26 protein-coding genes are annotated in these 19631 nt (G+C 64.4%); 16 read left to right on the forward strand and 10 right to left on the reverse strand.

The genetic code is table 11. The features are described 5' to 3' along the window. The first annotated feature begins 74 nt into the window (after positions 1 to 74). The 4 genes from ACZ5WT_RS03185 to ACZ5WT_RS03200 all read left to right on the forward strand — a co-directional run bounded on the left by ACZ5WT_RS03185 (position 75) and on the right by ACZ5WT_RS03200 (position 3302). Positions 75 to 677, forward strand: coding sequence for a thiamine phosphate synthase (locus tag ACZ5WT_RS03185; RefSeq protein WP_464285945.1), 603 nt, complete (start codon positions 75 to 77; stop codon positions 675 to 677). Then, complete coding sequence (locus ACZ5WT_RS03190; protein ID WP_464285946.1) at positions 677 to 1816, forward strand: tetratricopeptide repeat protein; 1140 nt, start codon at positions 677 to 679, stop codon at positions 1814 to 1816. Before ACZ5WT_RS03185 ends, ACZ5WT_RS03190 begins: the two co-directional genes overlap by 1 nt. Positions 1817 to 1937: 121 nt before the next feature. Further along, positions 1938 to 2504, forward strand: a complete 567-nt coding sequence (gene efp / locus ACZ5WT_RS03195; RefSeq protein ID WP_464285947.1) for an elongation factor P — start codon at positions 1938 to 1940, stop codon at positions 2502 to 2504. Positions 2505 to 2507: 3 nt separating this feature from the next. Then, positions 2508 to 3302 carry an inositol monophosphatase family protein gene (locus ACZ5WT_RS03200; protein ID WP_464285948.1) on the forward strand — a complete coding sequence of 265 codons (795 nt, stop codon included), beginning with the start codon at positions 2508 to 2510 and terminating at the stop codon, positions 3300 to 3302. 40 nt (positions 3303 to 3342) lie between these two features. Here ACZ5WT_RS03200 and ACZ5WT_RS03205 read toward each other — a convergent pair whose 3' ends face one another. Beyond that, positions 3343 to 3741 (reverse strand): DUF1801 domain-containing protein, encoded by a 399-nt coding sequence (locus ACZ5WT_RS03205; RefSeq protein ID WP_464285949.1) that lies wholly within the window; start codon positions 3739 to 3741, stop codon positions 3343 to 3345. Continuing rightward, complete coding sequence (locus ACZ5WT_RS03210) at positions 3738 to 4601, reverse strand: AraC family transcriptional regulator (RefSeq protein WP_464285950.1); 864 nt, start codon at positions 4599 to 4601, stop codon at positions 3738 to 3740. Before ACZ5WT_RS03210 ends, ACZ5WT_RS03205 begins: the two co-directional genes overlap by 4 nt. Before the next feature lie 178 nt (positions 4602 to 4779). Between ACZ5WT_RS03210 and ACZ5WT_RS03215 the strand changes: the two genes are divergently transcribed. From ACZ5WT_RS03215 to ACZ5WT_RS03225, 3 genes are read left to right on the forward strand one after another with little or no spacing between them, the layout of a single operon-like run. Next, positions 4780 to 5766, forward strand: coding sequence for a flagellar motor protein MotA (locus tag ACZ5WT_RS03215; protein ID WP_464285951.1), 987 nt, complete (start codon positions 4780 to 4782; stop codon positions 5764 to 5766). Positions 5767 to 5769: 3 nt separating this feature from the next. Further along, positions 5770 to 6795, forward strand: coding sequence for a peptidoglycan -binding protein (locus ACZ5WT_RS03220; protein WP_464285952.1), 1026 nt, complete (start codon positions 5770 to 5772; stop codon positions 6793 to 6795). 2 nt (positions 6796 to 6797) lie between these two features. Continuing rightward, entirely contained in the window at positions 6798 to 7178 is a 381-nt protein-coding gene (locus ACZ5WT_RS03225; RefSeq protein WP_464285953.1) for a RidA family protein, read from the forward strand. Here ACZ5WT_RS03225 and ACZ5WT_RS03230 read toward each other — a convergent pair whose 3' ends face one another. Beyond that, positions 7179 to 8993 carry an ABC transporter ATP-binding protein gene (locus tag ACZ5WT_RS03230; RefSeq protein WP_464285954.1) on the reverse strand — a complete coding sequence of 605 codons (1815 nt, stop codon included), beginning with the start codon at positions 8991 to 8993 and terminating at the stop codon, positions 7179 to 7181. 204 nt (positions 8994 to 9197) lie between these two features. Here ACZ5WT_RS03230 and rpmE point away from each other — a divergent pair, with 204 nt between their 5' ends. Next, positions 9198 to 9419, forward strand: a complete 222-nt coding sequence (rpmE, locus tag ACZ5WT_RS03235) for a 50S ribosomal protein L31 (protein WP_035100046.1) — start codon at positions 9198 to 9200, stop codon at positions 9417 to 9419. Between the two features lie 75 nt (positions 9420 to 9494). After that, positions 9495 to 9812, forward strand: coding sequence for a YnfA family protein (locus tag ACZ5WT_RS03240; protein WP_464285955.1), 318 nt, complete (start codon positions 9495 to 9497; stop codon positions 9810 to 9812). Here the strand turns inward: ACZ5WT_RS03240 and rcdA are convergent. The 3 genes from rcdA to ACZ5WT_RS03255 form a co-directional block, all read right to left on the reverse strand. Beyond that, complete coding sequence (rcdA, locus tag ACZ5WT_RS03245; RefSeq protein WP_464287145.1) at positions 9809 to 10318, reverse strand: protease adaptor protein RcdA; 510 nt, start codon at positions 10316 to 10318, stop codon at positions 9809 to 9811. The genes ACZ5WT_RS03240 and rcdA overlap by 4 nt on opposite strands. 322 nt (positions 10319 to 10640) lie before the next feature. Next, on the reverse strand, positions 10641 to 10853 hold the full coding sequence (locus ACZ5WT_RS03250; protein WP_464285956.1) for a hypothetical protein: 213 nt from the start codon (positions 10851 to 10853) through the stop codon (positions 10641 to 10643). A 123-nt stretch (positions 10854 to 10976) separates the two neighbouring features. Further along, positions 10977 to 11159, reverse strand: coding sequence for a DUF1192 domain-containing protein (locus tag ACZ5WT_RS03255; protein WP_464285957.1), 183 nt, complete (start codon positions 11157 to 11159; stop codon positions 10977 to 10979). An 84-nt stretch (positions 11160 to 11243) separates the two neighbouring features. On the opposite strand from ACZ5WT_RS03255, the gene ACZ5WT_RS03260 reads away from it, so the two are divergent. The 3 genes from ACZ5WT_RS03260 to ACZ5WT_RS03270 all read left to right on the forward strand — a co-directional run bounded on the left by ACZ5WT_RS03260 (position 11244) and on the right by ACZ5WT_RS03270 (position 14028). Then, complete coding sequence (locus ACZ5WT_RS03260) at positions 11244 to 12260, forward strand: NAD(P)H-quinone oxidoreductase (protein WP_464285958.1); 1017 nt, start codon at positions 11244 to 11246, stop codon at positions 12258 to 12260. A 118-nt stretch (positions 12261 to 12378) separates the two neighbouring features. Next, on the forward strand, positions 12379 to 13113 hold the full coding sequence (locus ACZ5WT_RS03265) for a DUF1013 domain-containing protein (RefSeq protein WP_464285959.1): 735 nt from the start codon (positions 12379 to 12381) through the stop codon (positions 13111 to 13113). Between the two features lie 147 nt (positions 13114 to 13260). After that, positions 13261 to 14028 carry a sulfite exporter TauE/SafE family protein gene (locus ACZ5WT_RS03270; protein ID WP_464285960.1) on the forward strand — a complete coding sequence of 256 codons (768 nt, stop codon included), beginning with the start codon at positions 13261 to 13263 and terminating at the stop codon, positions 14026 to 14028. A 69-nt stretch (positions 14029 to 14097) separates the two neighbouring features. Here ACZ5WT_RS03270 and ACZ5WT_RS03275 read toward each other — a convergent pair whose 3' ends face one another. Continuing rightward, complete coding sequence (locus tag ACZ5WT_RS03275) at positions 14098 to 14268, reverse strand: YdcH family protein (RefSeq protein WP_464285961.1); 171 nt, start codon at positions 14266 to 14268, stop codon at positions 14098 to 14100. Positions 14269 to 14423: 155 nt separating this feature from the next. On the opposite strand from ACZ5WT_RS03275, the gene ACZ5WT_RS03280 reads away from it, so the two are divergent. The 3 genes from ACZ5WT_RS03280 to ACZ5WT_RS03290 all read left to right on the forward strand — a co-directional run bounded on the left by ACZ5WT_RS03280 (position 14424) and on the right by ACZ5WT_RS03290 (position 16295). Continuing rightward, the gene (locus ACZ5WT_RS03280) at positions 14424 to 14639 is read left to right on the forward strand and encodes a YdcH family protein (protein WP_464285962.1); all 216 of its coding nucleotides are present in this window, start codon (positions 14424 to 14426) and stop codon (positions 14637 to 14639) included. Between the two features lie 72 nt (positions 14640 to 14711). Continuing rightward, positions 14712 to 15206, forward strand: a complete 495-nt coding sequence (gene purE / locus ACZ5WT_RS03285; protein ID WP_464285963.1) for a 5-(carboxyamino)imidazole ribonucleotide mutase — start codon at positions 14712 to 14714, stop codon at positions 15204 to 15206. Positions 15207 to 15209: 3 nt separating this feature from the next. After that, positions 15210 to 16295: a 5-(carboxyamino)imidazole ribonucleotide synthase gene (locus tag ACZ5WT_RS03290; protein ID WP_464285964.1), complete on the forward strand. Its 1086-nt coding sequence runs from the start codon at positions 15210 to 15212 to the stop codon at positions 16293 to 16295. A 3-nt stretch (positions 16296 to 16298) separates the two neighbouring features. Here ACZ5WT_RS03290 and ACZ5WT_RS03295 read toward each other — a convergent pair whose 3' ends face one another. After that, positions 16299 to 16985 (reverse strand): alpha/beta fold hydrolase, encoded by a 687-nt coding sequence (locus ACZ5WT_RS03295; protein ID WP_464285965.1) that lies wholly within the window; start codon positions 16983 to 16985, stop codon positions 16299 to 16301. A 235-nt stretch (positions 16986 to 17220) separates the two neighbouring features. Here ACZ5WT_RS03295 and rpsU point away from each other — a divergent pair, with 235 nt between their 5' ends. After that, positions 17221 to 17490: a 30S ribosomal protein S21 gene (rpsU, locus tag ACZ5WT_RS03300; RefSeq protein ID WP_464285966.1), complete on the forward strand. Its 270-nt coding sequence runs from the start codon at positions 17221 to 17223 to the stop codon at positions 17488 to 17490. Between the two features lie 79 nt (positions 17491 to 17569). Here rpsU and ACZ5WT_RS03305 read toward each other — a convergent pair whose 3' ends face one another. Then, entirely contained in the window at positions 17570 to 18772 is a 1203-nt protein-coding gene (locus ACZ5WT_RS03305) for a multidrug effflux MFS transporter (protein ID WP_464285967.1), read from the reverse strand. A gap of 21 nt (positions 18773 to 18793) precedes the next feature. After that, positions 18794 to 19606, reverse strand: coding sequence for an alpha/beta hydrolase (locus tag ACZ5WT_RS03310; RefSeq protein ID WP_464285968.1), 813 nt, complete (start codon positions 19604 to 19606; stop codon positions 18794 to 18796). Positions 19607 to 19631: the final 25 nt, after the last annotated feature.

Genomic DNA, 19631 nt, shown 5'->3' on the forward strand with positions numbered 1-19631 from the left:
CTATTGGAAAGGCGTCCTCTTTGTCGCCAAAATGGGCAGACAATAAGAGCTCTTGCGTCGAGTATCCGGAAGCCATGGCCCCCCAGCTTTATTTGATCACCCCCGCCACCGCCGATCCGGAGAGCTTTCCGGCCACTTTGATGGCCGTGCTCAATGCCGCCGAATTTGCCGCCCTGCTGGTGAGCAGGGGCAACCAGGATGAGGCCAGCTATGCCCGGCTCTGCGCCGCCATGGTCAATATCGGCCAGGGTGCCGGTTGCGCCGTGCTGATCGAGGACGACCTTGCGCTGGCGCGCCGCATCGGCGCCGACGGCGTTCATGTGACCACGGGCCCAGATGCGGTTGCCGCTGCCGTCAAGGCGCTGAAGCCCGCCATGATCGTGGGCGCAGGGAACCTGCATTCCCGCCACGACGCCATGACCGCGGGCGAAATGGATATCGACTATGTGTTCTTCGGGCCGCTGGGCGGCGCGCACGACGCTGAAGCGGTCGAACTGGCCCAGTGGTGGGCGGAGACGTTTGAAATCCCGGCCGTGCTGAGCCTGCCTGAAGCCACCGCCGAAACCGCCGATGCGCAGGGCGCCGAATTCCTGGCGCTGTCGCAGAGCCTGTGGACCGCTCCGGCCCCCGCCGCCGCCATGACCGCCATTGCCGCCAAGCTTGAGGTGTCTGCCTGATGCGTCGTCTCCTGCTCTCCGCGCTCATCGCCCTAACGCCTCTGGCCGCGGTGGCGCAGGACAATGCCGCAGCCCTCGACAATCCGGCCGAGGCCATTTCCGACGAGATCTTTGGACCGCGCGCACCGGTCGACCAGGCTTTTGGCGCTTTCCAGCGCGGCTATTTTCTGACCGCCCTCGAACTGGCCCTGCCGCGCGCCGAAAAGGGCGACGCGGCCGCCCAGACCCTGATCGCCGAAATCTACGCCAAGGGCCTTGGCGTGACGCAGAGCGATGAGCGCGCTGCCGGCTGGTATCAACTGGCCTCCAACAATGGCGATCGTCTCGCCACCTTCGAGCTGGCGCTATGCTACCAGGACGGCATCGGCGTGCCGCGCAACCGCGCCCGGGCTGCCGATCTGTTCAAGAAGGCCGCCGATGCCGGCTATGTGCCCGCCAAGTACAATCTGGCGCTGCTGCACGTTGAAGGGCTCTATGCCGCGCCTAGCCTCTCCACGGCGGCAGAGCTGATGAAGGAAGCCGCCGACGCCGAGCTAGCCGAGGCGCAGTATGACTATGGCAGCATGCTGATCGAGGGTGCGGGCCTGGCGCCCAACCCCAAGGAAGGCGCGCGCTATATCGCGCTGGCTGCCGAGCAGAACCTCGTCGCCGCCGAAATCGACTATGCCACCCTGCTCTATCTGGGCCAGGGCGTGGACAAGAACGTGTCCGAAGCCGCCCGCTGGTATGCCCGAGCAGCCGAATCCGGCAATGCCGTGGCACAAAACCGCCTCGCCAAGCTTCTGGCTGTTGGCGAAGGCGTGCCGCTGAACCTTGAAGACGCGGCGATGTGGCGCGCTCTGGCCCGCCGCCAGGGCCTGTCCGACCCCTCGCTGGACCGCCTGCTGGTATCCATCCCGGCGGACGAGCTAGCGGCTGCCGAAGAGCGGGCCCGTTTTTGGCCCTCGACGCCGCCCAAGGTCGAGACCGTGCTAGAAATTCCGACCGCCCCCCAGGAGCCGTCGTCACCGGCCCTGCCGGCCCCCACCGATGCCGGCAACGCACCAAGCGCCGAAGCACAGGTCCTTGCGCCCGCTGGCGAGGCGAAGGCGCCCGCTGGCGAGGCCGGTGCAGACCAGCCAGAACCGCAAGACCCTTGAACCCAAGGGCGTTCTGAGGCAATAAGCCCGCCACGCCCTTCAGCCTCATCCACCCTTGGCCAGCCGCATTTTGGCGCGCGTGGCCCGATCCGATAATTCGCGCACCCGAAAGCACCGCCCCATGGCCAAGATCAACGGCAACGAAATCCGCCCCGGCTTCGTCATCAACCATCAGGATCGCCTCTGGGTCGCGGTCAAGGTTGATCACGTCAAGCCCGGCAAGGGCGGCGCCTATGCGCAGGTTGAGCTCAAGGCCATCCTGACCGGCACCAAGCTCAACGAACGCTTCCGTTCGGCGGAAACCGTCGAGCAGGTCGAGCTCGAATTCCGCGACTTCACCTATCTCTACGAGCAGGGCGAGCAGCTGGTCTTCATGGACCAGGAAAGCTACGAGCAGGTTGAGCTCGATAGGGACTTTGTCGGCGATCGCGCGGCCTTCCTCAGCGATGGCATGAAGATCACGCTCGAAATGCACGAGGACACGCCGCTTGGCGTCAAGTTCCCGCCCAACGTGGTGGTGGAAGTCATCGAGGCCGATCCGGTCATCAAGGGGCAGACCGCCTCGAACCAGTTCAAGCCCGCCAAGGTGGCCAACGGCCTCAAGGTCATGGTACCTCCCTTTATCGCCGTCGGTGAACGCATCGTCGTCGACACTTCCGAAGTTACCTATCTGCGCCGGGCTGATTAAAACATGGCACGTTCTGCAATCCTCAATGTCATGGTCAATGCCGCCCTCAAGGCCGGCCGCTCGCTGACCAAGGACTTCGCCGAAGTCGAAAACCTGCAGGTTTCCCGCAAGGGTCCGGCCGATTTCGTTTCCAAGGCCGATCTGCGCGCCGAACAGATCGTCTATGACGACCTGCTCAAGGCCCGCCCCACCTATGCCTTCCTGATGGAAGAAGGCGGGGAAGTCGCCGGTACCGATGGCCAGCATCGTTGGATCATCGACCCGCTCGATGGCACCACCAATTTCCTGCACTCGATCCCGCTTTTTGCCGTGGCAATCGCGCTCGAACGCGCCAACGAGATCGTCGCCTCGGTGATCTACAATCCCGTGCTCGACGAACTCTACACCGCCGAAAAGGGCGGTGGCGCCTGGCTCAACGACCGCAAGCGCCTGCGCGTGGCCGGCCGCAAGTCGCTCGCCGACGCCGTGGTCTGCACCGGCATCAAGACGCAGGGCACATCCAATGACGGACTGCAGCTGCGCCAGCTGGCCCATATCAACCCCGCCGTGGCCGGCATCCGCCGCTCGGGCTCGATCTCGGTCGACATGGCCTGGCTCGCGACCGGCCGCTACGACGCCATCTGGGAAGCTGGCCTCAGCCCCTGGGACGTGGCGCCCGGCCTGCTGATGGTCAAGGAAGCCGGCGGCATGGTTTCGGACTATGCCGGCACCACCGGCTCGGTCTGGAATGGCCAGGTCGTCGCCGGCAACGAATATGTGCAGCCCGCGCTGCTCAAGGAACTGCGGAAGGTCCAGTAAGGACTATCCGGACTGCAAAGGGGCCCCGATGGGCCCCTTTTCATTTGCGCCGGTGGTAGAGCAGCGCCGCCCGCAGGCAGAAGGCCAGCGGCTGGGGTAACGCCCCGTCGAGCGGAACGATGACGGCGCGGCTGCCCTCGAAGACGAGGCTATCGCCAAACCGTTCGCGAAAATCCTCGATCAGCGTCGTCCGGCAATTGACGAAGACGGCGGCCGCATCGGGCGCCTGCTTGGAGACCCCCAGCCGGATCGTCGTGCCGCTGCCGCTAGCCGCGGTCAGATAGGCGGGCTCGCCCCATTTCAGTGTTTCCGTCAGGGGGCCGACGCCGTCGGTTTCACCAACCACTGCGAAGACCAGATCGCGCAGTTCGAGCAATCGCGCCCGCACCGGCGGCGGATAGCGCTCCAGCGCCGCGGCGACGTCGGCTGGCGGCGTCATGACGGACCGGCCAGGGGCAGGTGAATGTCGGTCCGCAACTGGGTTTGCGGCGTGTCGCGCGGATCGTTGAGATAGGCTTCAAAGATCGGCGCATCGGCCGGCTCATAGCCCGAGCCCGGCAACCAGGTGCCGAGGAGCCAGCGATAGGCCCCGCGCATGTCGGCATAGGGGCCGGTATAGCTCAGCCGCGCATATAGCCCGCCGCGCAGGGTGGTTTCCACCAGCGGCACCGATATCTCAACACTGGCCGCAACCGGCAGGCAGGCGCGCGAACGCAGGTCAGCCTCATCGCCCAGATCGGGATCGTCGAAGAACAGACCGATCATCTCCGGTTCGGCGGGAATGGCGTCGCGCCTGGCCAGCTCGGCAAACAGCTTGCCCATGGCCCGGTCGATTTCCATGTAGGACCCGCCATGATCGACCCCGGCGCAGCGCCGCTCGGGCAGCGTGATGACGGCAACCGGAAAGCCGCTGGCATCGGCGACGCTGTTGGCCGCCCGGAACGCGGCATGCGAGCCCGCGCTGCGATAGGCAACGGGCGTGGCGCCGAATGCGTCCTTGAAAGCCCGCCCGAAGGCGTCGATGGAGCCATATCCGGCCCGGATGGCAATGGCGCCGACGTCGAGTTCGCTATTGGCCAGGCGATCAGCCGCGCGCTGCAAGCGCAGGCGACGAATGCTGGCGGCAATAGTCTCGCCCTTCATCGCCGCGTAGATGCGGCTCCAGTGATAGGGCGACAGGCAGGCAATTTCGGCCAGGCGGTCGAGGGAAATATCGTCTTCGAGATGGGCATAGAGATAGTCGACCACGCGATCGAGCCGATCGCTGTAGCGTTCCTGAATGTGCTGGTGAGCAGTCATGGCGTGTTCTCCAACTCCGATACTGCCTCACACTGGCACGGCAGGAACCGACAAATCCTGCGGAATACCAGTGCGCCGCGCGGCCGCCGCTACGTTAACCTTTGGCATTGCCCCGCCGGGCTGCGCTGACTACTCTGCGCGCAGGTGATTTGCGCATAAGGGGCAAGGTTTCAGGCAGATGACGCAAGGCTACGATCCCTATCACCTCGCCAGTCCGACCGTTTATCTCGTCAAGATCGTGATATTCCTGGTGCTCGTTGCGCTGGTTGCCGCGATCCTGTTCGGCACCATCATCACCTTTTTCTGGGCCAATCCGTTCATCAACTCGATGATCTTCTTTGCCCTGTTCATCGGCATTTTCCTCAGCTTCCGCCAGGTTATCCGCCTGTTCCCGGAAGTGAAATGGGTCAACTCCCTGCAGGACGGCACCACCACCAATGTGCGTCCGCCCATTCTGCTGGCGCCCGTCGCCGGCATTCTGCGCGAGCGGATCGGGGAAGCGGTCATCACCCCCTCCTCCATGCGCTCGATCCTCGATTCGGTGGGCAACCGGCTCGATGAAGCCAAGGACACCTCGCGCTACCTGACAGGCCTGCTGGTGTTCCTGGGCTTGATGGGTACGTTTTACGGCCTGCTCGAAACCGTGACCTCGGTCGCCGGCATCATCAATGCGCTGGACGTCACCTCGGCCGATAGCGCTGCCCTGTTCGGCAACCTCAAGGAAGGCCTCTCGGCCCCGCTGAGCGGCATGGGCACGGCGTTTTCGTCTTCGCTGTTCGGCCTTGCCGGCTCCCTGGTGCTCGGCTTTCTCGACCTGCAGACCAGCCAGGCGCAGAACGCCTTCTATACCGATCTTGAGGACTGGATGACCTCGATGACCGAGCTTGACCACCCGGTCACCGCCATGCAGGCCAATGCCGGTGGCCCCGACATGCAGGCAATGTTCGACAAGCTGGGCGACAACCTGCAGAACCAGAATTCCTCCCAGAACGCAATCCGCGCCATGGCCGAACTCGCCCGCGGCATCGACGGGCTGGTCAAGCATATCCGCACCGAGCAGGACGACCTGCGCCGGCACATCAACGAGCAGGGCGAGACCAACCAGAAACTGCGCGAACTGATCGACGCCGTGCTGTCGCAGGCCGATACCGAGCGGCGGAACTAACCCATGCCGGGAGCCCGTTCCCGCCGTCGCCAGGAGGCCAATTACTGGCCCGGCTTCGTCGACGCCCTATCGAGCCTGCTGCTCGTCATCATCTTCATGCTGTCGCTGTTCATGCTGACCCAGTTCTTCCTGGGCCAGGAACTGCAGGGGCGCGATACGGCACTGGCGCGGCTCAACAGCCAGATCGCCGAACTCACCGACCTGCTGCAGCTGGAACGCGCCAATTCGGACGACCTGACCACCCAGATCGCTACCCTGACCGCCACGCTGGGCAGCGCCCAGGCGGAGAATTCCAGCCTCAACAGCCAACTGGCCGGCATCGGCGCGGGACTGGGCGACAAGGACAGCACCATTGCCGGGCTCCAGGACGACCTGCTGACCGCACAGGAGCTGTCTGACGAGGCCAATGCCCAGGTCGCGCTACTCAACCAGCAGCTGGCCGCCTTGCGCACCCAGATCGGCGCGCTGGAAGCGGCCCTTGAATCGTCGGAAGCCCGGGACACCGAATCGCGCACCCAGATCGCAGACCTCGGCCGCCGCCTCAACCTGGCGCTGGCGCAGCGCGTGCAGGACCTCAGCCGTTACAGGTCAGACTTCTTCGGGCGGCTGCGCCAGATTCTGGAAGGCCGCGCCGACGTGCGTGTGGTGGGCGACCGCTTCGTGTTCCAGTCCGAAGTGCTGTTCGACCCCGGCCAGGCCGACATTTCGCCCGAGGGAACGCCCGACCTCGATGCGCTGGCCGATGCCATCCTGCAGCTCGAGCAGGAAATCCCGCCCGATATCAACTGGGTGCTGCGCATCGACGGCCACACCGATATCCGCCCGATCAGCAATGCCCGCTTCCCCTCGAACTGGGAGCTCTCGGCCGCCCGCGCGATTTCCGTGGCGCGCTATCTCGTGAGCAAGGGCGTCTCGCCCAACCGCCTGGTCGCGGCTGGTTTCGGCGAATTCACGCCGCTTGATCCGGGCAATACGGAAGAAGCCTACCGCCGCAACCGACGGATCGAGTTCAAGCTGACGGAAGGGTAGCGATGCTGCGCAAGTTCAACCCAGCAGGCGTGGCGGCCAATCCAAACTACAGCCACATCGCCCAGGCGACGGGCGCGAACAGCATCACCTTCATTGCGGGGCAGATCGGTACGCGGCCCGACAATTCGGTCCCTGACAGCTTCACCGAACAGGTCGACTTGGTTTTCGGCAAGATTGCGATGGCGCTTGAAAGCGCCGGACATGGCATGGGCCACATCGCCAAGATCACGGCGTTCCTGACAGACGAGGCGGATTTGGCCGACTACCGCGCCGCGGTAGCGCGGCACCTGCCAACACCACCGCCGGCCAGTTCGCTGGTCTTCGTCAAGGCGCTTATTCTGCCGGCCTTGCGGGTCGAAGTCGAAGCCATCGCCGTCGGCTGATCAGGCCCCGACGTCATCCAAACGGAACTGCAGCTTGGCCAGTTCGGCGTAGCGGCCGTCCTTGACGACGAGTTCGTCATGCGTGCCCTGATCGATGATCTGGCCGCCATCGAGGACGAGGATCTTGTCGGCGTCGCGGATGGTGGCGAGGCGATGGGCGATGACGAGCGTGGTGCGGCCAGCCATCAAGTGCTGCAGGGCAACCTGCACCAGCCGCTCGCTCTGCGCGTCGAGGGCGCTGGTGGCCTCGTCGAGCAGCAGGATCGGGGCGTTCTTGAGAATGGCGCGGGCAATCGCGAGGCGCTGCTTCTGGCCGCCCGACAGCATGACGCCGCGCTCGCCGACCATGGTTCCATAGCCCTGCGGCAAGTCGGTCACAAAGTCATGCACCAAAGCGGCGCGCGAGGCGGCTTCCACCTCGGCATCGCTCGCATCGGGTTTGCCGAAGCGGATATTTTCGGCAATGGTGCCGGCGAAGATGGTCGGCTCCTGCTCGACATAGGCAAAGCGCTGGCGCAGGTCGCGCAGCTTCACGTCGCGGATATCCACGCCATCGACGCGTATGGTGCCCCCAGTGACATCATAGAATCGCTGCAGCAGCGACAGGGTGGTCGACTTGCCCGACCCCGACGCGCCCACCAGCGCGACGGTCTCGCCGCGCCCGACGGAAAAATCGAGGCCTCGGAGCACCGGCTCGTAGCCGTCATAGGAGAAATTGACCTTCTCGAAGGCCACTGTGCCCAGCGGGGGCTGCGGCAGCGGCTTGGGCTGGGCCGGCTCCTTAATGGTCGGCTCGGTATCGAGAATTTCGATCAGGCGCTCGGTGGCGCCAGCGACCGACTGCAGCGAGCCCAGCACTTCGCTGACATTGGTCAACGCGCCCGAAGCCATCAGGGCATAAACGAGGAACTGCGCCAGCTGGCCGGCCGTGACGGTGCCTTCAAAGACCGAGCGGGCACCCCACCACACCAGGCCCACCAGAGCCGCGGTGCCAAGGAAAATGACCATGCCGACCAGCACTGCGCGGGCCAGAAGGCGCTTTACCTCGGCGCGATAGCTGGCTTCGCTGCGCTCATCATAATGAGCGGCCTGGATCGGCTCCTGCGTGAAGGATTTGACGGTGCGCGTGGCACCAAGCATTTCGGTCGCCATGGCGCTGAGATCGGCCAGGGCGTCCTGGGTCTTGCGCGACATGCCGCGCAGGCGGCGGGCAAAGGTAATGACCGGGAACAGGATGGCCGGCGCCGCAATCACCACAGCCAGCGTGAGGATCGGGCTGGTCAGCAGCATCATGATCAGCGCGCCAATGATGGTGACCGTCGAGCGCAGGGCCAGCGAGAAGCTGGAGCCGACCGCACCGCGGATCATCGCCACGTCGCCATTGAGTCGGCTGGTTAGCTCGCCCACCCGGTGCGTGTCGAAATAGCGGGCATCCAGATTGAGCAGATGCGCGAAGACCGACTGGCGCAGATCGGCCAGCACACGCTCGCCCACCACGGAGATGAAATAGAAGCGCGCGCCGCTGGCGACAGCCATGACGGCAGCCACCGCAATGATGATCCAGCCATAGCGGCCGACATTTTCGAGATTCTGCGCGACAAAGCCCTGATCGATCGCGCCACCGAGCAGCGCCGGGATAGCCAGCGAGGCGATGGTGGAGATCAGCATGAAGCCGATGGTCAGCGTCAGCCGCAGCGGATAGCGCAGCATAAAGGGCAGCAGCTTGCGCAGCGGCTGCAACTTGCGGGGATTGACCTGTGGAGTCTCAACAAGATTGTCGGCTTCAGCCTCAACCGGAACGGCTTGGTCTGTCATCGCTCAGTTACGCAACTATGGTTGATGGCTGGGAGAATGTGAGGATATAGGGATTGCCCACCCGAGCGGCAACAACCTTATGTGGTGCGAAATTGCCGCGCCCTTGCCCTTGCGAAGGCGCCGGGCTTTCTGTATGAAGCCGGTCAACACCAGTTTAGATGCTCTCCGGGCGCCACGGCGCCCGTTTGATTTGAGGCGATACCGATGAAGGCTGATATCCATCCGGACTACCACACCATCACTGTGGTCATGACCGACGGCACCAAGTACGAGACCCGTTCGACCTACGGCAAGCCGGGCGATACGCTGCAGCTCGACATCGACCCGAAGACCCATCCGGCATGGACCGGCGGCACGGGCCAGCTGCTCGACCGCGGTGGCCGCGTTTCGCGCTTCAAGGAGCGCTTCAAGGGCCTCGGCATCTAAGCCAGTCTCTCACAGATTTCGAAAAGCCCGGCATTTTGTCGGGCTTTTTGTTTTTCCTGCACGGGGAGCGACCACATGCCATTTGTCTATTTTTTCGGGGCGGCGGTGTTCGAAATCGGCGGGTGCTATCTGGCCTGGCTGGCCCTGCGCCAGAACCAGCCATGGCTGTGGATCCCTGCCCTCTTTTGCCTCGCGCTGTTCGCGCTGCTGCTTGCGCTCACCGGCACCGAAAGCGCCGGGCGCGCCTTCGCGGTCTATGGCGGCATCTATATCGCCGCCTCGGTCGCCTTCATGGCCGGCGTCGAGCGGGTCCGGCTCGATATGTGGGATCTTGCAGGCGTGCTGATCTGCCTGTGCGGCGCTGCGGTGATCTTCTTCGCGCCGCGCGGCTAGCTTCGGCCGAAGGCGGCCTTGAGCCGGGCCAGCTGGTCGGCAATGCCGTTGGCGATGCCAGGATCAAGCTCGGGCATGCGGCCGCGTTCGAGCGTATCGAACTGCATCACCCGGTCAAACAGCCGGTCACCCTTGTCGATATAGGCGCGCAGCGCCTCGGGCAGCTGGTCGTAGCCGGGCCCGCCGCGCTCGGAGGGCGTGGCCGAAAACTTGACCTTCTCCTTTTCGGAGCGGGCATTTTCCTTGCTGATCTCGCCTTCATTCACCGCGCGCTGCAGCAGCAGCCAGGAGGCCAGCTGCATCAGCCGGGTCGTCAGGCGCATGGATTCGGTGGCGTAGAGAAACGAAGCTTCGCGCGACAGGATGCGGCTATCGCCCCGCCCATCGCCATCAAGGTAGGAGGCGACCTCCTCGATCAGCCCCATGCCCTCGCGATAGAGCAGGTCAAAGCCGCCGGATGCCACAATGCGCGGCCCGATCGCGATCGCTGTCGCCGTTTCGTTCACTTCGGTCAAAACCGTCGCTCCTCTTGCGACTGCCATGCTAGGCGCAAACCGGCAAGACGTCATCCTTGCCACAAAATCTAGCTGAAAAGAGCTTTAAGATCAGGGCCATACCAAGGCCAACGACCGCCTGAAAAGAAAAAAGAGCGGCAAGAACCGCTCTCGAAGTTAACAGGGAGGCGTCAAACAGAGGGAGAAACCACTCTGAAAAATTCAGAACAATCTGAATAATTTAAGGTTACCGCCAAGGTCTTAATTGGCCGTTAACGGAACGGGATTTCTTAACCCTGCCCTTTGCCATTCTGTTGACTTCGTTGCCGCTCCGCTAGCTGAGCCCCATCGGCGGCCGCTCAAGCAGGGCCCGCCCGGTGAGGGTGATGAGGTGTATGCCATCGACGGTCTCAAGCCACCCCTTGGCCTCGATCCCGGCCAGCTGCTGCTCCGACGCCGTGGCCGATCGGCCCTGCGCGAGAAGCCTCAACTGCTCGACATCGAATGGTTTCGCCCCTTCAAGTACCGCGTCGCGTCCCTGCAGCATGACTGCTCTCCATCGGTAAGCCGTCAGACAAACATAGGAGCCTGCGCGGATGCGGCAACCTCAACAAAGGATTAAGACCGCATTCGCCCGGATGGTGAACGGACTACTAAACCGCTGGGTCCGCTAGAACTTGAAGACCGCGTCAGCCGCCTTGCGCGTGGTGTCGCGCGCAGCAATTGCCGCCTTGAGGCGCGTAATTTCGGCCTCGAGCAGCCCGATTCGCTCGGTGAGCTCCTCGACCGACATGGTGTCGATCGGCATGCCGACCTCATGGCCCTTGGGCTTTTTGATTTCCTCGTCAAACATCGTGAGCCTCCTCTGAGCCGAACTGCCTCAATAGCTTAGCCTCAACCGCTTGCAGAGCAAGCCAGCATCGTCCAGCATCGCGCCATGATGATACCAGACCAGATGAATGCCATCACCATCGCCCAGCCGGGCGACCCCGACGTGCTGCGGATGCAATCGGTACCCGTCCCCGCCTATGGTACCGGTGAGGTGTTGATCCGCGTCGCCGCTGCAGGGGTGAACGGACCCGACCTGGCGCAGCGCCGCGGCCACTACGACCCGCCGCCCGGCGCGTCGCCGCTGCTGGGCCTCGAAGTCTCCGGCGAAGTGGCGGCCGTGGGCGATGGCGTCACCAGCTGGCGGGTTGGAGACCGCGTCATGGCGCTGTGCAATGGCGGCGGCTATGCCGAATTTGTGAGCGTGCCCGCGGGGCAGGTACTGGCCGTGCCGGCGGGCTGGTCTCTGGCCGAGGCCGCTGCGCTGCCCGAGACCTGGTTCACCATAACCCAGACGCTGGTAATGCGGGTCGGGCTGGAGCCGGGCATGAGCGTTCTCGTGCACGGGGCGGCAGGAGGCATTGGCGGCGCCGCCATCCAGATCGCCACCATATTGGGTGCCCAGGCAATCGGGGTCGTGTCCTCGCCGGAAAAGGCCGCTTATGCCCGCCGCCTCGGCGCGATCGCGACGATCGATGCCAGCGAGGATATTGCCGCGCGCGCCATGGAACTGACCGGCGGACGCGGTGTCGACCGCGTGGTCGATATCATCGGCGGCGAGATGGCGGCCCGCAACATCGCGGTATCGGCGCGCGGCGGGCATATCGTGCAGATCTCGACGCTCGATGGCGCCGCGGCCAATGTGTCCCTGCGCACCATCATGGCCAAGCAGCTGACGCTGTCCGGCTCGACGCTGCGGCCGCAGTCGGGAGCCACCAAGGCGGCCATTGCCGAGCGGATCCGCACGGCCCTGCTACCGGCGCTGGAGGCGGCCGATTTCGTCCGTCCCGCCGTCACCAGCTTCCCCCTGAGCGCGGCGGCAGAGGCTCATCGCGTCATGGAAGGCCGGGGCCACATTGGCAAGATAGTGTTGTTCACTGCGGGCGGTCAGGCGCAGCAAGCCTGACATTCCCATTGCGATTTGGGCCCTGACACAATATATTAAGCCTGTTCCCCCTCAGCATGAAGCAAAGAGGCGGAGCGGCCCGGAGGAAAACCGGCCGCGCCTGCAGGAGAGATTTATCATGACCCAGCCACTGTTGATGCCCAAGGCGACCGCTGTCTGGCTCGTCGACAACACTGCGCTGTCATTCGAGCAGATCGCCGCCTTCTGCACGCTGCACCCGCTTGAAGTTCAGGGCATTGCCGACGGCGATGTTGCCGGTGGCATCATGGGCGTCAATCCGATCCAGAACGGGCAGCTGTCCCGCGAAGAGATCGAGAAGGCCGAGGCCGACCCCAGTTACCGCCTGAAGCTGAGCGAGCCCAAGGTTCGCGTCGCTGCGGCCAAGCGCAAGGGCCCGCGCTACACCCCGATTTCGCGCCGCAACGAGCGCCCGAACGCCATCAAGTGGCTGGTTCGCAACCATCCCGAACTCAAGGACGCACAGATCATGCGTCTGGTGGGCACCACCAAGTCGACCATCGACTCGGTCCGTGAATCGACCCACTGGAACGCCGCCAACCTGACCGCCATGGACCCGGTGACGCTGGGCCTGTGCAGCCAGATCGATCTCGACCTTGAGGTCAAGCGCGCATCCAAGGGCACTGCCGGCCCCGATGAGGCCGAAGTCGGCACCACCCTGATGACCGCCGAGGAAGCGCTGGCGCGTGCCGGCGGCCGCGGCCATGTCGAGGGCGAAGAACACGAATTCGCCAGCAATGATCATCGCTCTGCCGAAGCGCAGGACGACTTCGACGCCGACTCGGTGTTTGCCAAGCTCAAGTCGATCAAGTCCGATAGCGACGCCGACAACTAGGCGCCGTCACATCAATAAAAAGGGCCACCCCATCGGGTGGCCTTTTTTGTTTGTCCCGATTGACAAGCCGCGGCGAAATGTACCGACTGGTTCGGCAGGTGGCCGCAGGGCCGGCCTGTCCCCGCCACCGCCAGTCCCCGGACCGTCATGCTCATTGCCGACCCCTATTTCGTCACGGTAGCCGTGATCGCGGTCCTTGTTGTCGGCCTGAGCAAGGCAGGCCTGCTGGGTAGCCTGGGCATGGTGGGCGTGCCCCTGCTGACCCTGATCATGCCGGCGCGCGATGCGGCCGGGGTGATGCTTCCCGTGCTGCTGGCAATGGATGCCATCGCCGTCTACGCCTACCGCAAGGAAGTGAACTGGAAGATCCTCTGGATCATGCTGCCGGGCGCGGCCGTGGGCACGCTGATCGGCTGGGCGCTGTGGTCGGTGGTGTCGGACGCCGCGGTACTGCTGTTTGTCGGCGTCGTGACGCTGCTGTTCATCCTCGATGCGCTTCTGCCGCTGCGCAAGAAACTCGAAGGCCTGGCGCCGTCGCGCCCATGGGGCGCATTCTGGGGCGGTTTTGCCGGCTTCACGAGCTTCATCAGCCATACCGGCGGCCCGCCATTCCAGATCTATGTACTGCCCCAGCGCCTGCCGCCGGCGGTCTATTCGGGAACCTCGGCCTTCTTTTTCGCCATCGTCAACTCGGCCAAGCTGATCCCCTATTTCTTCCTCGGCCAGCTCAGCGTCAGCAATCTCTCGCTCTCGGCCACGCTGATTCCGGTGGGGATCCTAGGCGTGCTGGGGGGCATTTTTCTGGTCCGCCGCATCTCGATGACGCTGTTCTATCGCGTCGCCTACTGGCTGGTGTTCCTGCTCTCGCTCAAGCTGATCTGGGATGGCGCGCGCGGGGTATTCTGGGGTCTTTGAGTCAACAAAAAAGGGCCGCAGCTTCTGCTGTGACCCTTCGCTCCCTTTTGGAGGGACCTCACGCGGCTCTTACGTCGGCGCTGTCATCTTGGTGAGTGCGTCCTTCACTTCGAGCTTTTTGCGCTTGAGCGCACTGACCGCCATGTCGTTAAAGCGCAACTCCTGCATCGCGCTCTGGATCTGGCGATCCAACTCCTGGTGGCGCCGTTCCAGCGCCGCAATATGCCCTTCAGTCGTCATGACAACTCCTTGAAAGCCTGCTTGGACGAATCGATCGTCACAAATAATTCATGTCTTGTCGACTGCCTTTGGCCACCCCTCCGAAATCGGGTGCAAAACTCATTGTGATCGGTTAACCAAGGGTGTGTTCGGGCCTTAGGGATGCTTTGGAATCGATGCTTTCGCTCACCAAAGAACAGGAAGCCAATCTGGGCTTGGAACTGGCCACAAAGCGCCAGGAACACAGTGATCTCAACGCTGCGATCGATACGCTGACCGAGTCCCGCGTGGCCGATCGCATGCTCATTCAGCGCCTCAAGAAGCGCAAGCTGGCGCTCAAGGACCGCATCGCCCAACTCGAGAATATCCTGCTCCCCGACATCATCGCATGAGGCTTCGCCGCCTTGAGTTGTGGCGAAATCTGGGCTAAACGCGCGCTTTGTGGAGCTTGAGGGAACGGCTCTATGCTGACGAAACCACTTGTCGCCATCGTCATGGGTAGCCAGTCGGACTGGCCCACCATGCGCCTCGCCGCCGAAACGCTCGAAACGCTCGAGATCGAATATGAGGCGCGCATCGTCTCGGCACATCGCACTCCCGAGCGCATGGTCGAGTTCGCCACCAATGCCCGCTCAGAGGGTTTTCAGATCATCATTGCCGGCGCTGGTGGCGCTGCCCACCTGCCGGGCATGATCGCGGCCATGACCCCGCTGCCGGTCTTTGGCGTGCCCGTCCGCTCCAAGGCCCTCAACGGGCAGGACAGCCTACTCTCCATCGTGCAGATGCCCGGCGGCGTGCCGGTCGGAACCCTGGCTATCGGTGAGCCCGGCGCCATCAACGCGGCGCTGCTCGCGGCAGCCGTGCTGGCCCTGCATGACGACGACCTGGCCGACCGGCTTGATGCGTTCCGCGCGCGCCAGACCGAAACCGTCCCGCTCTTTCCAGCAGATACCGAGTAACACTTGGCCCAAGACATCTCCTCGCTGTCCCCCGGCAGCATGATCGGCATTCTCGGAGGCGGCCAGCTGGGCCGCATGCTGTCGCTGGCGGCGGCCAGGCTGGGAATGCGGACCCACATCTACTGCCCCGATCCGCAGAGCCCCGCCTTCGAGGTAACCCCGCACAAGACCGTCGCCGCCTATGACGACGAGGGCGCACTTGCCGCCTTTGCCGATGCGGTCGACGTCATCACCTATGAATTCGAGAACGTGCCCGCCGCGACCGCCGAATTCCTCGCCGCCAGAAAGCCGCTGCGGCCGGGCGCCAATGCCCTTGCCATTTCGCAGGACCGGCTCGCCGAAAAGAGCTTTCTCGCCTCAAAGAACATTCCGGTTGCGCCGCATCGCGCCGTCGAAACCCTGGCCGACCTTGAGGCCGCCATCGACGCCCTCGGCCTGCCCGCCGTGCTCAAGACCACCCGCCTCGGCTATGACGGCAAGGGCCAGCGCGTGCTGCGCGATCGCGCCGATGCTGTGGCCGCATTTGAGGCCCTGTCGCCCAAGCCATTGGTGCTCGAAGCCTTCGTGCCCTTCGAAAAGGAAATCTCGGTTGTCGTCGCGCGCAATGCCGCCGGCGAAGTGCGCGCCTTCGACGCCGCCGAGAACGTGCATCGCGACCACATCCTTTTCACCAGCACCGTGCCCGCCAACATTGCGCCCGGCCTCGACAAGCACGCGGCCATGCTGGCCAAGGTGATCGTCGTGGCGCTCGACTATGTCGGCGTCCTGGGCGTCGAGTTCTTCGTGGTGCCGGGGGAACGTCCGACACTGCTGGTCAACGAGATCGCGCCGCGCGTGCACAATTCGGGGCACTGGACCGAAGCGGTCTGCCTGACCGATCAGTTCGAGCAGCATATCCGCGCCGTCGTCGGCTGGCCGCTGGGCGACCCCGCCCGCATGGCCGACGTGGTGATGGAAAACCTGGTGGGCGATGAAGTGCACATTGTGCCCTCCGGCCTCGACGGCAATACCCAGCCCCATCTCTACGGCAAGAACGACGTCCGTCCCGGCCGCAAGATGGGCCACATCAACCGCATCACCCGGCGCTGACGCCTAGCGCGCGAGCCAGTCCCGCATCGCCGCTACGACGGCGGCGGGATGCTCCATCGTGGGCAGGTGCGCGCTGTCGGGGAATCGCACCAGCGCGGCGCCGGCAATGCCCCCCGCCATTTCCTCGGCAAGCTCAGGTGGGGTGAGTTTATCGCCCTCCCCTACCCCGACCAGCGTCGGCGCCGTTATGGCCGTCAGCGACGGCCGGGAATCGATCCGGTTCATGATGGCGGTCTGCTGGCGGATATAGGCGGCCTCCCCCACGCGCTCGGACATGGCCTGCACATCATCCGCGATGGCTGTGCCCAGGTGTTCCGGAGAGAGCAGCGCCCCCAGTAGGCGGCGCGACACTTCGAGGAACCGCCCCTCGTGGGCCAGCGCGATCCCTTTGCGCCGGGTGTCCCGCCGGGCTTCGTCATCGGCCCGGGCAGACGTATCGAGCAAAGCCAGGTGCGTGACCCGCTCGGGCGCCTGCCGCATGATCTCCAGCGCCACATAACCGCCCATGGAGAGGCCCGCCAGGGCGAATCGAGGTGGCGCAGCGGCCAGCGTCCGCCGGGCCATGGCGGCGATCGAGTCGTCCCTCGTGAGATCGGCTACCATGGAACGGATTTCGAGCCCCGCCATCACGTCCCGCCACAGGCGTCCGTCACAGATGAGTCCCGGCAACAGGACCAGATCGCTTGTCATTCCGTCACTCCGGGCGGCAAATTCTTCCTAGCCGAGTGTTTGACCAGCGAGCCCACAGGGGCAAGCCAACAATCCCAAGATCGGCGGTTTTTCGCTAGGGAACAGTGGACAAGCCCCACTGGCTGGGCTATAGAGCGGCCAACGGTGACTGGCTTTGCTGGTCGGCGACGGGGCTTTTTGGCTTCGCCGCTTATGTCCAACCCACATGTCTATTCTTTGAAAGGGCGGTTGACCTTTGCAAGTAGTCGTTCGCGATAACAACGTTGATCAGGCGCTGCGCGCGCTCAAGAAGAAGCTGCAGCGCGAAGGCGTCTTCCGCGAGATGAAGCTGCGCAACTACTACGAGAAGCCCTCTGAAAAGAAGGCTCGTCAGAAGGCAGAGGCCGTTCGTCGCGCCCGCAAGCTGGCTCGTAAGCGCGCACAGCGTGAAGGCGGCATGCCCGCTCCGGCAGCTGCTCGTCCCGGCCAGGCTGGCCGTCCGGCAGCAGCGACCCCGCGCAGCTAAGCGCTGGATCGATAGCAGAATTAAAAGCGTCGTCCTTCGGGACGGCGCTTTTTTCTTTGCCTATTGGTCTGAGAACTTGTCAGGTTTCCGGCGGAGCGCTCTCGCGTCCGCGGCTCGAAATGCGCTGGAGCAGGGCCACTACAATGGTCAGCCCAGCCATGATGGGCAGCAGGACGGTGAGCGCCGTGCTGGCATCGGCAAAGGCCAGGCTGGCGACAACCGAGCCGACAAAGCCCCCGCCGATCTGGAACACCCCCGTCAGCGCCCCAGCGGCGCCCGCTATGGCCCCAAAGCCCGCCATGGCGGCAGAGGTGGTGCTGGGGCCGATAAAGGCCAGCGCCAGCATCCACAGGGCCACTGGCGCCATCACGGCCAGCGCCGCCCCCGGGAACAGCTGCAGGCCCAGCGCAAAGCCGATACCGGCCAGCGCAAGCAGCACCAGCCCCACCCGCACCATGGCCCGCCCCGACAGCCGCGAAGCCGCCCACCCGGCCAGCACATTGCCGGTGATGAAAGCAAAGGTCTGGATCAGCATGGCCATGGCGAACTGGAACGTGGTCAGGCCCAGCTCGTCGATCAGCACGAAGGGCAGCAGGGCCGCAAAGGCATAGAAGCCGCCAAAGGCCACTGCCAGCACCAGCGCTGGAATCAGAAAGTCCGGCGCGCGCAGCAGCGCCCAATAATTGGCCATGATGGTTCTTGGACGGAACGGCACCCGGCGCTCGACGGGATGAGTCTCGCGCGCCACCCAGATGACCAGCGCGATGATCGCCAGCCCATAGGCCGCCATCACCACGAACAGCAGGTGCCAGCTGCCGACCAGCAGGATCATGCTGCCCAGCGTCGGCGCCACCATGGGCGCGACGGTCAGCACCAGATTGATCAGCGTCATGATACGGATCGATTCCGCGCCCACGAACAGATCACGGACGATGGCACGCGACAGGGCCACGCCCACCGACACGCCGACGCCCTGCAGCACGCGCCCGACCAGCAGCCATTCCATGGTCGGCGCGAGAGCCGCCACGAGACTGCCCAGCACGTAGAGCACGAGGAACAGCACGGTGACGCGCCGGCGTCCCCAACTGTCCGACAGGGGTCCGCACACCAGTTGCGCCAGCGCGAAGGCTCCGAAATAGACCGACAGCGACAGCTTGCCCATGGCGGCCGTGGTGCCCAGGTCGCTGACGATGGTGGGTAAAGCCGGTCCGTAAAGCGTGATGGAGAGCGGGCCGGCCGCCACCATCAGCCCGCCCACCAGAGCGGTGCGGCGGGGTGACATCGCGCTCGCCTGCGTCATGGTCTAGTTGGCCATTGCTCGTTCGAAGAAGGGCTTGGCGTGGCTCCAGATGCCGCGCGCCCACAGGTCGCTATGCCCGGCCCCCGGCTCGATCCACAGCTCATCCTTGTTGGGCACCAGTTCATACAGGCGCTGGCCATGGCTGACGTCAATCGTGGTGTCCCCGGTGCCATGGGCAATCAGCACGGGCTCGGTGACATCGCGGATCCACTGCTCGGACGGATACTTGTCGAGCATGACCAGATCGATCGGCAGGAACGGGTAGCGCTCCTGGGCGACCTTGGCGGTGGAGAGGTAGGGCGTTTCGAGCAGCAGCGCCTTGGCGTCCCGCAGGCTCGCGGTATGCGTGGCCGGGCCGGTGCCGATCGAGCGCCCCCAGATGACGATGGGATCGCCCTTGGCCGCAGCCCAGTCGTAGGCCGCCAGTGCATCCTGGAGGAGCCCGTCCTGGCTTATGGAGCCCGGTGACATCGGGAAGCCGCGATAGTCGAAGGCCAGGAAACCGAAGCCATCGGCGACGAAAGTCTCGAAGCGGATATGCTCGGCGCTGAAGCTGCCGGCATTGCCCTTGTAGTAAATGATCAGCGGCTTGCCGGGCTGAGGCGCCTCGTACCAGCCATTGATGACGCCATCGCCCGAGGGGATGCTGACGGCCTGCGCGCCGCTCAGCGTGGTGTCGGCAAGCGCTACCACCTCGCCATCCTCGGGGTCATATTGCAGGGCCCGCTGGTTGAAATACATGTAGGCGAGCGCCGCCGCGTAGGCGATGGCAATCAGGACAATGATGCCAATAAGGATGCGGCGCAGGAGCTTCATGGCGGTGCCTCGGTCGGATCGATTC

The sequence above is a fragment of the Devosia sp. T2-14 genome (assembly GCF_055397495.1).